General features: G+C 64.9%; 12 protein-coding genes. 5 read left to right on the top strand and 7 right to left on the bottom strand.

The features are described 5' to 3' along the window. Positions 1–42 precede the first annotated feature (42 nt). The 4 genes from VLA65_RS08585 to VLA65_RS08570 form a co-directional block, all read right to left on the bottom strand. The gene (locus tag VLA65_RS08585) at positions 43–909 is read right to left on the bottom strand and encodes an SDR family oxidoreductase (RefSeq protein WP_332602237.1); all 867 of its coding nucleotides are present in this window, start codon (positions 907–909) and stop codon (positions 43–45) included. Further along, entirely contained in the window at positions 910–1,362 is a 453-nt protein-coding gene (locus tag VLA65_RS08580; protein ID WP_306959947.1) for an SRPBCC family protein, read from the bottom strand. Between the two features lie 144 nt (positions 1,363–1,506). Further along, on the bottom strand, positions 1,507–3,624 hold the full coding sequence (locus VLA65_RS08575; RefSeq protein WP_332602236.1) for an ABC transporter permease subunit: 2,118 nt from the start codon (positions 3,622–3,624) through the stop codon (positions 1,507–1,509). Between the two features lie 8 nt (positions 3,625–3,632). Next, complete coding sequence (locus VLA65_RS08570) at positions 3,633–4,676, bottom strand: sugar ABC transporter substrate-binding protein (RefSeq protein ID WP_059389948.1); 1,044 nt, start codon at positions 4,674–4,676, stop codon at positions 3,633–3,635. Between the two features lie 16 nt (positions 4,677–4,692). Between VLA65_RS08570 and VLA65_RS08565 the strand changes: the two genes are divergently transcribed. Then, positions 4,693–4,980, top strand: a complete 288-nt coding sequence (locus tag VLA65_RS08565) for a hypothetical protein (RefSeq protein WP_284989086.1) — start codon at positions 4,693–4,695, stop codon at positions 4,978–4,980. 290 nt (positions 4,981–5,270) lie between these two features. Next, positions 5,271–5,633 carry an SPW repeat protein gene (locus VLA65_RS08560; protein WP_332602235.1) on the top strand — a complete coding sequence of 121 codons (363 nt, stop codon included), beginning with the start codon at positions 5,271–5,273 and terminating at the stop codon, positions 5,631–5,633. 123 nt (positions 5,634–5,756) lie between these two features. Here the strand turns inward: VLA65_RS08560 and VLA65_RS08555 are convergent, their stop codons facing one another. The 3 genes from VLA65_RS08555 to VLA65_RS08545 all read right to left on the bottom strand — a co-directional run bounded on the left by VLA65_RS08555 (position 5,757) and on the right by VLA65_RS08545 (position 9,811). Continuing rightward, a complete protein-coding gene (locus VLA65_RS08555; protein ID WP_332602234.1) occupies positions 5,757–6,755 on the bottom strand; it encodes a zinc-dependent alcohol dehydrogenase family protein in 999 nt (332 codons plus the stop codon). A gap of 18 nt (positions 6,756–6,773) precedes the next feature. Continuing rightward, a complete protein-coding gene (locus VLA65_RS08550) occupies positions 6,774–8,642 on the bottom strand; it encodes a glycoside hydrolase family 15 protein (protein ID WP_332602233.1) in 1,869 nt (622 codons plus the stop codon). A 113-nt stretch (positions 8,643–8,755) separates the two neighbouring features. Then, the gene (locus VLA65_RS08545) at positions 8,756–9,811 is read right to left on the bottom strand and encodes a zinc-dependent alcohol dehydrogenase family protein (protein ID WP_332602232.1); all 1,056 of its coding nucleotides are present in this window, start codon (positions 9,809–9,811) and stop codon (positions 8,756–8,758) included. 141 nt (positions 9,812–9,952) lie between these two features. Between VLA65_RS08545 and VLA65_RS08540 the strand changes: the two genes are divergently transcribed. From VLA65_RS08540 to VLA65_RS08530, 3 genes are all read left to right on the top strand, one after another. Further along, on the top strand, positions 9,953–10,963 hold the full coding sequence (locus VLA65_RS08540) for a LacI family DNA-binding transcriptional regulator (protein ID WP_306959934.1): 1,011 nt from the start codon (positions 9,953–9,955) through the stop codon (positions 10,961–10,963). 103 nt (positions 10,964–11,066) lie between these two features. Beyond that, complete coding sequence (araB, locus tag VLA65_RS08535) at positions 11,067–12,791, top strand: ribulokinase (RefSeq protein WP_332602231.1); 1,725 nt, start codon at positions 11,067–11,069, stop codon at positions 12,789–12,791. After that, positions 12,788–13,480 (top strand): L-ribulose-5-phosphate 4-epimerase, encoded by a 693-nt coding sequence (locus VLA65_RS08530; protein WP_284989080.1) that lies wholly within the window; start codon positions 12,788–12,790, stop codon positions 13,478–13,480. Before araB ends, VLA65_RS08530 begins: the two co-directional genes overlap by 4 nt. Positions 13,481–13,490: the final 10 nt, after the last annotated feature.

The raw sequence follows: 13,490 nt of genomic DNA, 5'->3' as shown, positions 1-13,490 counted from the left end.
CGGGTCAACAGACCGCGCCATGCGGCCGCCGTCGTGCCTGCCTCAGAGAAGTTTGTGCCCGAGGCTGGTGAGCAGGCGCGCGACGGCGTTCTCCGCGGTTGGCGGCGGGCCGAAGACCTCGCGCTGCAGTGAGGTATCGGCGACGTAGCGGCCGGTCCCGAACCACTCCATCATCGCCTGAAAGTCCGGCCCCATCTGGTTGATCGGGTTAAGGACGAGCTCGATCTGCCGGCCGAGCATTCGGGAAGAGATATCCGCGATGTCCTGCATGGTGACCGGCCGGTCCCAGCCGATGTCGATGCGCTGCCGCTCGACGCCGCTCGCGTCGACTGCCGCCGCGAGGTACCCGGCGAGGTCACTGGCAAGAACGTACGTCAGGGGAACACTCGACGACCCGAACCACATGAGCCGCCCCTCGTTGAACGGGTCGCCGAATCGAGCGATCTGCTCAAGGAAAGCGCCCGGGCGCAGGGCGACAAACGGGACGCCGAGTTCTTCCAGGCGATCCTCGGTCAGTTTCTTGTGCCAGAAGTGTGGAACCTCCGGGGTCTGATCGCACGTGAGGATGCTAGTGAGGACAAATCGGCGAATACCGGCGCGGCTGGCCGCGTCGACGAGGTTGATGTTGCCCACCGTGTCCGTGACAGGGGTGTCGCCTTCCCGGTGATGGGTGTATCCGGCCGCCGAGGTGATCACAGCGTCGACGCCGTCCATGGCGTGCGCAAGCGACTCCGGGTCCATCATGTCGCCACGGGCGATCGTGGCCCCTAGCTGCTCAAGGCGGCCCGCATCCGAACCGGGCCGCACCAACGCGCGGACCTGTTTTCCGCCCGCCAGCAGCCTCGACACCACCTGGCTGCCAAGCATCCCGGTGCCGCCGACCACAAGCACTGGTCCACGGTCGGTCATTTATTCCTCCACCTCGCCGCGCCACCCTCCGGTTTCGTTTCCACGCGACTCGATGAACTCCTTGAATTTCTTCAGGTCGGCCTTCACCTGCATCTCGTCTATCTGGAGTGCGGCTCCGGCCTTCTCCATAAAAGTCTCGGGCGACCATTCGAAATGGACCTTGACGTGCGTGTGGTTGTCGTCGAGCGGCGAAAACCTGATGATGCCGGCGTGCGATTTGCCGTCAATACTGCGCCACGCAATCCGGTCGTCGGGTTCCTGGTCGACTATCTCCGTATCGAAGGCCAGTTCCACGCCTCCTACCTTGGTGACCCAATGGTTGGTCGTGTCGCTCAACTGGGTTACGGATTCCACCCCGGACATGAATCGGGGAAACGACTCAAACTGCGTCCACTGGTTATAAGCCGTACGGACGGGGACGGCCACATCAATCGTTTCTTCAACCTTTCGCATCTTTCCTCCTCGCTCGGACTTGCGTGGGCTGGCCGCAGGGATTGCCGCTCGGACCACCCCTCCGGGTAGCCAGCCACTCTTGAACGTTAAGCCTGCTGATAATCCAAGTCCAGACCTGCCACGACCGCTGGGCCCGGCGCCTCCTCAGGTCCGGGAGCGTCCGCGGCGCGCGACGGCGTCGATCGTCACGGCCGCGACGAGAACCAGCGCCGTGACCACGTACTTGGCCGGTGCGCTGTAGCCCTGCAGGCCCATGCCGTTATCGATGGTGGCGATCACGAGGCCGCCCAGGACTCCGTGCAGCACCTTGCCGCGGCCGCCGAACAAACTGGTCCCGCCTATCACCGCGGCGGCCACGGCGTAAAGCACCAGCGTGCCACCGTCGTACGAGGTCGAGACGGAGCGGAGGCGCGACGCGTAGACGATTCCGCCGATCCCTGCAGTGAAGGAAGCGAGGATGAAGGCGAGGGTGCGAATACGGGCAAGGTTCACGCCGCCCCGCCGAGCGGCCTCGGCGTTGCCGCCAATGGCGTAGACGTAGCGACCGAACCGGGTTCGCCCAAGCAGCAGGGTCCAGGCGGCGAGGACTCCGAGCACCACGAGAAGGACCCACGGAACGCCACTGATTTCGACCAGGATTCCGCGGTCCGTATTGCAGAGCCAGACGATCGCCACACCGGCGGCGAGCACCGCCGCGATCTTCAGGGCGCTTACACTGGCGGGCGGCGCGACGAGCCCGGTGTTGCGCCGGCGTGCGTCCCGCAGCCACGTCCACGTGCTGAACGCGCCGACGACGACGAGCATGAGGATCCAGCTGGTGACCGGGCTGAGGTTGCCGCTCGCGATGTTGTTGATGATGGTGTCGTTGATGGGCACGACGCCGCCGCTGCCAAGGATGATGAGCATCACGCCAAGCCAGCCGAGCTGGCCGCCAAGAGTCACGACGAACGACGGCAGGCCGAGCCGGGTGATGATCGTCCCGTGGAGCAGTCCGATCCCGGCGCAGCCAAGCAGGCCGACGGCGATCGCCGCCCACCACGGCCAACCGGTGGACTCCTGCACGAGTTCGGCCATGATGACGCCGCCCACCCCACCGACGTACCCGATGGACAAGTCGATTTCGCCGAGCAGGAGCACGAAGACCTGGCCCATTGCGAGCAGCATGAAAACGGAACCCTGGATGAGCAGGTTCACCATGTTCCCGGGAGTCAGGAAGTTCGGGTTCAACGATTGGAATAGTACCGAGATGAGCAACAGGCCCGCGAGAACCGGAAGCACTCCGCTCTCGCCGCCCCGGACCCGCGCGAACGCAGCGCGGAAATATTCGGGGAGCGACGTCGCGGTGATGTCCGGATTCAACGCCAAGGCGGCCTTCCGCTTGGCTGCCGCCGTGGTCGGCTCGTCCTGGAGCACCGCCGCTGCGGAAGGGAGCGGACCCTTGGCGGCGGTGAGCTGGCGGTTCGACTGCGGTGGAGGCGCGAGTTCCGGCGTTGCCCGATCGGAGAACCCCGTGGTCATCAGGTCGACCACGATCTGCCGGTCCATTTCCGTGACAGGCCGGATAGCCACCAGCTGCCCGAGCCTGAGCACGGCGATGCGGTCCGCGACTTCGAACACGTCGTTCATATTGTGTGAGACGACGATGACGGCCACTCCACGGTCGGCGAGCTGGCGGATCAGGTGAAGGACCACTTCCGTCTGGGCGACGCCGAGGGCAGCGGTGGGCTCGTCCATGATGACGAGCTTCGAGTTCCACAGCACCGATTTCGCGATCGCCACCGACTGGCGTTGCCCTCCGGACAGCGACGCGACGGGTTGCCGGATCGACCGCACTGTTGTCACGGCCAGGCTCGTCAGTGTCTCCCGGGCCGCGATCTCCATGCTCTCCTCGTCGAGGAGGAAATGTCGCAGGCGTTCGCGGCCGAGGAACAGGTTCTGCACGATGTCGAGGTTGTCGCAGAGTGCCAGGTCCTGGTACACGGTCTCGATGCCGAGCGCCGCGGCTTCGTGCGGCGAGTTCAACCGTACGGGCTGGTTTTCCCAAAACAGCTGCCCGTCGTCGGGGGTGTGAATGCCGGCAACGCATTTGATCAAGACCGATTTGCCCGCGCCGTTGTCGCCGGCAAGCGCAGTCACCTTGCCGATCGGCACCTCAAGGGTGATGTCGACCAGTGCCTGCACCGGCCCGAAGTTCTTGTCGATGCCCTCCAGCCGAAGCAAGGGCCCGACGTCGGCGGGGTCCGGGGCTGCCAACTCGCTCATCGTTCGGACTACTGGATACCTGCCGCGGTGCACGCGTCCTTCACTTGCGAGATGCACAGCGAAGAACTCGTTACGGCGCCGTCTTTGACGACAGTGTCCGCCATGTTCTTCGTGGTCACCCACAGCGGGGTCAGCAGGACCGATGCGACATCGGACTTCGCGGTGTCGTCCGTGGTCTTGCCGTTGACGAGGGTTGACGGAACGGTGACGCCCGCCCGAAGGTAGAGCGCTGCCGCGGCCGCAGCCTGGGCCTCAAAGTAGATCGGCTTGTACACCGTTCCGCACTGGTAGCCCTTCAGGATGTTCTGGAGGCCGGACAAGGACGCATCCTGTCCCGTCGTCGGGAAGGTCTTGGCGGGAATCTGCTTGCTCTGCAGGTAGGCGATCACCGCGTTGGCATTGTCGTCGTTCGGCGTGACAACCGCGTTGATGTTCGGGTGGGCAGTGTATTGCTGGGCGAACGTCGTCTGAGCCACTGACGGTGTCCACGTGCCCGCCGGCTCTCCTACGTTGACGTACTCGCCATTGTCGAAGTGCGGCTTGAGTACGCCGTTGTAACCTTCGGCGAACAGCTTCGCGTTGTTGTCGGTCGGGTCGCCATCCATGACCAGGATGTTTGGCTTGGTGACTTTCCAGTCAGCGATGCACGTGATTTCGCCTTGGCCGATGAGCTGACCAACCTTGACGTTGTCGAAGCTGACATAGGTGCGATCTTTTGTCCCGCCTTTGACGAGCCGGTCATAGTCGATCACTTTGACGCCGCGCGCACTGGCGGCTGCCTCGATGGCCGCGCCCGAACCGGAGTCCAGGGCGTCCACAAGCAGCACCGATGCGCCGGCCGTGATATCAGCCTCGGCTTGGGTCTGCATCGTGCTTGCGCTGCCCTGCGCGTTGTCGATTTTGAACTTGGAGGAATCGAGTCCCGCGGCTTCGAATGCCTTCTTCAGGTACGGGGCGTCGAAAGTCACGTATCGCGCCGAGGTTGTGGTGTCCGGCAGCAGTACGCCCACCATGCCCTTGCCTTGTGAAGCGAGCGACGTGAGCTGTTTCATTGCCGAGAAATCGGCCGTGAACGCATCCGCAGATATCTGCGGTACAGCTCCTCCGGAACTTGCGGTGCTCGACGACGACGAAGATGTGCCCGTGCTCGAACACGCGGCGAGTGCCGTGATAGCGATGGTTGCAATGAAGGCGGTTCCGGCGCCTCGTGCCGGGACCTTCATGTTTAGCATTTCTTTCCTTCTGTTGGTTGCGACTGCAGGCGACCTGGCGGGGTCGGGCCGGAACCTGGGCGTTGGCGGCGGACGCAAGTCCACGCCGGAGGCCACGGCGGTTCGCACCAACGGACGTCGCTGAGTCAGCACCGGGCTGACTGCGACTTTACGACCAGCGACTCGATATCACGGGGTCCTCTCCGGACGGACGTGCCGGGCGACGCCGGGCATGTCCGTCGATGTTGCTCTATGACTACGTTCTAGACCGGAAGTCCCCTCTTAGCAAGGCTTCGCGCGCGGCAGGATTCAACGACGGCGGTCCAATACCGCACGCGTCTGTCGGGAAGTAGCTGCGCGTGGATTTTGTTACACCAATACCGGAGTACTTGCTCGGTGCCCCGGAATGCAGTCCACATCACAGAGGTGGGTTCAATGAAGAAATGGACGCGATGGCAGGATTGGGTCACGGTTGTCGCCGGTCTCTATGCTGCTTTATCGGTCATCTGGACCACGGCCGCCGGCTCGTCGGCTGCCTTGATGGTCGTATTCGGCGCTTTGCTGATCGTTAGCGGTGTGATCAATCTGGCCATGCCCGGAACGCCGGTCATGGAGTGGGTGCAGGCGGCCTTCGGTGCCTTGCTGGTCCTTTCGCCGTGGCTAGGCTCGTACTCCATGCAAGCCGGAGTCGCTTGGACATCGTGGATCGCTGGCCTGGTGGCGCTCGTCGTCACCGCGATGGCGATCAAGCCCAGCACCGAGGAACATCGGCATCACATGGTCAGCCCTTCGCACTGAAGTGTTGAACGCGATGTCCTGAAACGCTGAACAGCGGAATACCGACCGGCGGGCCGTCATCGGACCCGCCGATCGCCGTTTATGCTCCCGTCTGCTTGCCTGTGATGCGGGGACATCCGCAGTTCAGACTGTCAGCACGGCAGCTCCGGTAACACGGCTAGCGGCCAAATCCCGCAGCGCCCGGTCGGCCTGAGCCAACGGATACGCCGTCGTGGTGGGAGCCAGCGGGATTTCCGCGGCCAAGGACCAGAACTCTTCGCCGTCTGCCCGGGTGTTGGCAGTGACGCTGCGGAGCTGCCGCTCATAGAAGAGATCGGCGGAATAGTTCAAGGGCGGTATGTCGCTGAGGTGGATGCCGGCAATGGCGAGGGTCCCGCCCCGGCCCAATGCCTTGAGGGCGACAGGGACGAGGTCCCCGGCAGGGGCAAACAGTATCGCCGAGTCGAGTGGGTCTGGCGGGGATTCGTACGCGTCGCCCACAAACACCGCACCCAGCTTCCGCGCCAGTTCACGGGCAGACTCCGAACGCGTCATCACGTACACCTGCGCCCCTTGGTGGCGTGCCATCTGCGCCGTGAGATGGGCGGACCCTCCGAAACCATAGATGCCCAGTCGGCCACCCTCCGGAACAGCGGCCCGTTTGAGCGCCCGGTACCCGATGATGCCGGAGCACAACAGAGGGGCTGCCTGTTCGTCCGAAAACCGGGGCGGGATGGCATAGGCAAAATCCTCGGACACCGTGAGTTGTTCGGCATAGCCACCGTCCCTGTCCCAACCCGTGAAGACAGGGGAGAGGCAAAGGTTCTCGGCACCGCGGCGGCAAAACCCGCAGCTCCCGCAGGTTCCACCCAGCCAGGCCACTCCGACCCTGTCACCGCGCCGGAACCTCACGCACCCTTCGCCCGCCTCGCTGACTATTCCTACCGCTTCGTGGCCGGGGACTACATTCGGCATCCGAGGGGTGAGGTCGCCCTCTGCCAGATGCAGATCCGTGCGGCAGACACCACAGGTCCGGACTCCGACCAGGAGCTCATGCACTCCTGGTTGAGGATCGGGGCGTTCGCCCCAGACAAGCGGCCCGGATTCAATCGGAGCTGGTTCCCGGACCCACCACGCACGCATCGGCTTCGCCCCTCGCCGCTAGCCCTGATTCCGCGTGGTAGTGCCAGCCTTTGCGGCCCGCCGCTCCGCTTTCAGCAGGCGCAGGCCGCTGGCCAGCACGCCCACATGGCTGAACGCCTGCGGGAAGTTGCCGAGGAACTCTCCGGTGTCCGGGTGGATCTGCTCGGGTAGCAGGCCCAGTGAATTCGCACGGCTGCAGAGGGACTCATAGAGTTCATGGGCTTCATCCACGCGCCCTTGTCCTGCCAGGTTGTCCACCAGCCAGAAGCTGCAGAGGAGGAACGCCCCTTCGTTTCCGGGCAGACCGTCGGGAGAAACCGATGGCAGGTAGCGGAACAAAAGTCCGTTGCCGGCGTCGAGCTCCGCCGCGATCGCTTTCGTCGTGGAAACCATCCGGGGATCGTCGAAATCAATGACGTTGCGGACGGGAAGGGTCAAGAGCGACGCGTCGAGACCGCCGTTGCCACCTAGGTTCTCGGTAAAGGTGCGCCGCCGAGGATCCCATGATTGTGTCAGGGCAGCCTGCCGGATTTGACGGGCAGTGGCCTCCCACCGGCGTTTGGGATAGGGAAGCCCGTCCCTGCGCGCGATCTGGATGGCGCGGTCGATCGCGACGTAACATAACGCCGCCGAGTAGGTGAAGGGCCTGCTCTTGTCCCGGATTTCCCAAGGCCCCGAGTCCGGAACCCTCCAGCTCCTGATGGCCATTTCCACAATGGGTACCAATGCGGCCCAGAGCCGCTCATCCACTCGCTTGCCGCTGCCCGACCACTGGTAGGCGATATCGACGATTTCACCGTACACATCGTGCTGGAGTTGGTGGCGGGCGCCGTTTCCCCACCGGACCGGGGCCGAGCCGCGGTATCCGCGCAAGTGCGGGTCCTCGACCTCATCGGGCGGCTGGGAACCGTCCAAGGCGTACATGACGTGCGGGGCACCGTCCCGCTCGACGTTGGTCAGGACCCAGGCAAGGAAGACGTCCGCATCACTGGGATCGCCAATGCGCCTGAACACATAGTTGGAGAACGAGGCGTCGCGCACCCATGTGTACCGGTAATCCCAATTCCGGGACGTTCCCGGCCACTCCGGCAACGAAGAGGTAGCGGCGGCCAAGATGGCCCCCGTCTCGGCGTGGTCCAGCATCTTCAGCGTCAGGGCCGAACGCTTCATCAACTCCGCCTGGGAGCCTTCGCAATCCAGGTTTGATGCCCACCGGCGCCACGCATACACGGTCTGGTCAATGAGCTTCTTGCTCTCCGGATGCTGACGGAGCCGGAACCGCCCGGACCAGTGCAGGACCATGGTCAGGGTCTCTCCCGCGCGAAGCGTCAACTCGGCGGACAGGCCACGGCCGTCGGGGATGAGTTCAACGGAAGACCATAGGTAGACCTCGTGGACTCCGTCCTGCCGCCAATCAAACCTCCAGCCGGTAGCCAGGGTGTCAAAAGTGACACCGGTCTTCGGTATCAGGCTGATGCGCAGCGGGACGTCGCCGCCCACGGCTCGCGCGTGCCGCAGGAGTTCGGAACGGCCGGCCGGCACCGGCTCCGACAAGTCGGCACCCGCACGCAACGTCAGCCCGTCCGTCACCTGCAGCACGCCACGATCGGACACAAGGGACGTGACCAGCACGCAGGAATCCTCGGTGTAGCGCTGGGAGGATGCCAGGGTGCGAACAGGAGCTATTTCAAAACGGCCGCCTGATTCCGCGTCGAGGATCCCGGCAAGGAACGGTGGACTGTCGAATTCCGGCAAGCAAAGCCAGGTAATGGCGCCGTCCCGTCCCACCAAAGCGCAGGTGGACCCGTCTCCAATGAGTCCGTGATCCTCGATGGGCAAATACCCGTCCTGGTTAACCACCGGGCGCGCCGGGGCACCAGTGATCATTTTGTTCGCTCCTTTGGGTTCAGGCGAGGCTTCCTATATGGATTCTCTCGCCGTTCCCGCGTGCACGCCACAGTCCACTATCCCGCAAGAAGCTGCAGGTTCCGCCCATGGCCTCAGGGAGTGAGCAGGACCTTGATGGAGCGCCGTTCGTCCATGGCGCGGTAGGCCTCGGGCGCTTCCTCGAGCGGCATCACGGTGTCGAAGACCCTGCCCGGATTGATCTTTCCGTCAAGCACGTCGGCGAGCAGTTCCGGGATGTAGGTGCGGGCAGGGGCCATGCCGCCGGCAATCGAAATGTTCGTGTCGAACAAGTAGCGCAAGGGGGCCTCAGCTCCGCCTGTCGGGACACCGACAAAGCCGAGGGCGCCGCCCGGGCGGACACTGTGCAGTGCCTGTTCCATGGACTCCTTGGTCCCGACGCACTCCAACACGGAGTCGGCCAAAACGCCTCCCAGCAATTCGCGGACCTTGGCTACGCCGTCCTCGCCACGTTCAGCGACGATGTCTGTTGCGCCGAATTCGAGGGCAATAGCCTGGCGGTAGGCATGCCGCGACATCGCGATGATTCGTTCTGCTCCGAGCCGCTTTGCTGCGAGCACGCCGCAGAGCCCGACTGCGCCGTCGCCGACGACGACGACGGTCCTGCCGGGGCCGACCTTCGCCGCGAGGGCGGCGTGGTGGCCGGTGGCCATCACATCCGAGAGCGTCAGCAAGCTCGCGCGGAGGGCGCCGTCGGGTTCCGTGATGCCGGGAACCTTGACGAGCGTGGACTCGGCGAGCGGCACGCGCACGGCCTGGCCTTGGCCGCCGTCGATCGCGTGACCGCTGTCATCCTTGCCGCCCCAACCTGCCAAATGATCGCAGGCAACTGTGACGCCGTTCAAGCATTGCGGGCAGGCCCCGCAGCTGACCACGAACGGAGCTATCACGAAATCGCCGGGCGCCAGGGTGGTGACGTCGTCGCCAATGCTTTCCACCGTGCCGATGAATTCATGTCCGATGGCCGAAGGCTGGTGGGTGGGCTTTACGCCGCGGTAGGGCCAAAGGTCCGATCCGCAGACGCAGGAGGCAGTCACTTTGACGACGACGTCGGTGGGCAGCTGGACCGTCGGGTAGTTACGGTCTTCAACGCGGATGTCGCCGGGACCGTGGATGATGGTGGCGCGCATGGGGCTCCTCAAATGGTGGTTGTTGGGCTTGAATCGAGTCTATCCCCGGCATGCCCGTGGTCTTGTACTGGCCGGTAGCTCAGCGTGGACTCGCTGCGGTCCTGTTCGTCGCTTGGCCTCCAGGTCACGCAGAATAGCTCCATGACAAAAAGCAGCGGGCGCTTACCACGGCTTGAAGACGTAGCGGAATTGGCGGGAGTCTCGCACCAGACCGTTTCACGGGTGATCAACGACCACCCCAACGTCAGCAAGGGCACCCGGGAGCGTGTCGAGGCCGCCATCGCCGAGCTGGGATACCGGCGCAATACTGCTGCGCGGAGCCTCGTGACCCGCCGTTCCCAGACCATCGGCGTCCTGGCGAGCGAGCTGGCGCAGTACGGCCCGGCGAACACCCTGCTGGGCGTCGAGCAGGCTGCGAGGGATGCCGGCTATTTCGTCAGCATCGCAGCCTTGAGGACGGTCAACCGGGAGGCGATCCTTGATGCGGTCCGGCATTTCCTGGACCAGTCCGTGGACGGAATCGTTGTGATCGTTCCCCATTCGGACACCCTGCTGGCGTTGGCGGAAGTGAAGGCCGGGGTTCCCGTAGTGGCCGTGGGGTCGCTGGGCGACGCGTCGGTCGGCGGAGCCATGGTGGACCAGAAGCGCGGCGCGGAATTGGCCGTGAGGCATCTGGTGGAGCAGGGGCACCGACGGATCGGGCACGTGGCCGGCCCGCAGGACTGGATCGACGGCGTCGCCCGGGCCGAAGGGTGGAGCGAGGCCTTGCAGGCGGCTGGCCTTCAGGACGATTTGCTGGTGGTGGGGGACTGGAGCGCCGGCAGCGGTTATGACATTGGCAGGAAGCTTGCCGGTGAAAGGACCGCCACGGCGCTTTTTGTGGGAAATGACCAGATGGCCCTGGGCCTGCTGCGTGCGTTCAACGAGGCAGGTGTCCGGGTGCCCGAGGATGTTTCGGTGGTGGGTTTCGACGACCAGCCCGAATCAGGCTATTTCACGCCGCCTTTGACCACGGTACGCCAGGACTTCGAAGAACTCGGGCGGCGCTGCATGGACCTCATGCTGAGCGGTATCGAGGGCGGGGAAAGCGTCGGCGCCACGGTGGTGGAGCCAGAGTTGGTGGTGCGCCAAAGTACGTCGTCTCCCGCCTGATCGTATTCATGTTCATGTGGGAAGGGCGGCTTGACGTGAATTTTGTTAGCGCTCACAATGGAACCAATCCGCAAGGCTGCGGGCTGGCTTATTGGAGGACTTCATGGACGTCACAGCGGACGGCAACGAACATTACGTCATCGGCGTGGACTACGGCACGCTTTCCGGCAGGGCCGTGGTGGTGCGGGTCAGGGATGGCAAGGAACTGGGAAGCGGAGTGTTTGAGTACCCGCACGCGGTCATCACGGAGGCCTTGCCGGCCGATCTGGCCGGCGAGCCTGCTGGCCCGGCTGTCCGCCTTCCCGGCGAATGGGCGCTGCAGGTGCCGCAAGACTACCGCGACGTGTTGCGCCACGCGGTCCCCGCAGCGGTGCGCGACGCCGGGATCGATCCGGCCGCCGTCGTCGGGATTGCCACGGACTTCACGGCGTGCACGATGGTGCCGGTGAAGGCTGACGGCACTCCACTGAACGAGTTGCCCGGCTTCGCCCGCAGGCCGCATGCGTATGTGAAGTTGTGGCGCCACCATGCGGCCCAGGAGCAGGCGGACCGCATCAATGCACTCGCCGCCGAGCGGGGCGAGGCCTGGCTGCCGCGCTACGGCGGGCTCATTTCCTCGGAATGGGAGTTCGCCAAGGGACTCCAGCTCCTGGAGGAGGACCCGGGCGCGTATGCGGCGATGGACCACTGGGTGGAAGCCGCCGACTGGATCGTCTGGCAACTGTGCGGGAACTACGTGCGGAATGCCTGCACCGCAGGGTACAAGGGCATCTACCAGGACGGCGCCTACCCGTCCGGGGAATTCCTGGCCGCCCTGAACCCGGGCTTCAAGGACTTCGTCGACACCAAACTGGCCCACACCATCGGCCGCCTGGGCGACGCCGCGGGTTACCTGACTGCCGAAGCCGCCGGCTGGACCGGCCTCCCGGCCGGGATCGCCGTCGCGGTCGGGAATGTTGACGCCCACGTCACCGCGCCCGCCGCCCGGGCCGTGGAACCGGGACAGCTCGTCGCGATCATGGGCACCTCCACGTGCCACGTCATGAACGGCTCCGAGCTTCGTGAGGTGCCGGGCATGTGCGGAGTGGTCGACGGCGGGATCGTGGACGGACTCTGGGGTTACGAGGCCGGCCAGTCCGGGGTGGGCGACATCTTCGGCTGGTTCACCAAGTACGGCGTGCCGCCCGAATATCATGCAGCTGCCGAAGCCGCGGGCCTGGGCATCCACGAATACCTCACCGAACTCGCCTCCACCCAGGAGATCGGTGAACACGGACTCATTGCCCTGGACTGGCACTCGGGAAACCGGTCCGTCCTGGTGGACCACGAACTCTCCGGAGTGATCGTGGGCCAGACCCTGGCAACCCGCCCGGAAGACATCTACCGGGCGCTGCTGGAGGCCACGGCCTTCGGCACCCGCACCATTGTGGATGCCTTCCGGGACGCGGGGGTGCCGGTGAAGGAATTCATCGTGGCCGGAGGGCTGCTGAAAAACACGCTATTGATGCAGATCTACGCCGATATCACCGGGCTGCCCCTCTCCACGATCGGCTCCACCCAGGGTCCCGCGCTGGGTTCGGCGATCCACGCCGCCGTCGCTGCGGGGGAGTACCCGGACATCCGGGAAGCCGCGGCTGCCATGGGATCCGAGCCCGGCGCCGTCTACACCCCGATCCCGGAAAACGTCGCCGCCTACGAGAAATTGTTCCGCGAATACCGGACCCTGCATGACTACTTCGGCCGCGGAGCGAACGAGGTCATGCACCGGCTCAAGAAGATCCAGCGGAACGCGAGCAAAACGCTCCTCACCGCGGGGGTCTCCGCATGAGCGCCCTGCTGGACACCATTGCCACGATCCGCCGCGAGGTCTGCGCGCTGCACGCCGAACTGACCCGGTACGAGCTGGTGGTCTGGACCGCGGGCAATGTCTCCGCCCGCGTCCCGGGGCATGACTTGATGGTCATCAAGCCGTCTGGGGTCTCCTACGATGCGCTGACGCCCGAACTCATGGTGGTCACGGACCTCCACGGGGTTCCCGTGGCCGGCGATGGCGACGGGGCGTGGGGCAATCCGGACCTTTCGCCGTCGTCGGACACCGCAGCGCACGCCTACGTCTACCGGAACATGCCCGACGTCGGCGGGGTCGTCCACACGCACTCCACCTACGCCACGGCCTGGGCCGCGCGCGGGGAGCCGATCCCGTGCGTGTTGACCATGATGGGCGACGAATTCGGCGGCACCATCCCGGTAGGCCCGTTCGCCCTGATCGGGGACGACTCGATCGGCCGCGGGATCGTGGACACGCTCCGGGCGTCCCATTCACCGGCTGTCCTGATGCAGAACCACGGACCGTTCACTATCGGCAAGGACGCCCGCTCCGCCGTCAAGGCTGCCGTGATGTGCGAGGAAGTGGCCCGCACGGTCCACATTTCCCGGCAGCTCGGTGAACCGCTGCCCATCGACGCCGGCCAGATCGAGTCCCTCTACAGCCGCTACCAGAACGTCTACGGCCGCTGACGCGCGCCAC

This window comes from Arthrobacter sp. S2(2024) (assembly GCF_036662515.1).
GTDB lineage: Bacteria > Actinomycetota > Actinomycetes > Actinomycetales > Micrococcaceae > Arthrobacter.
This window is presented reverse-complemented; position numbering and strand designations above follow the sequence as displayed.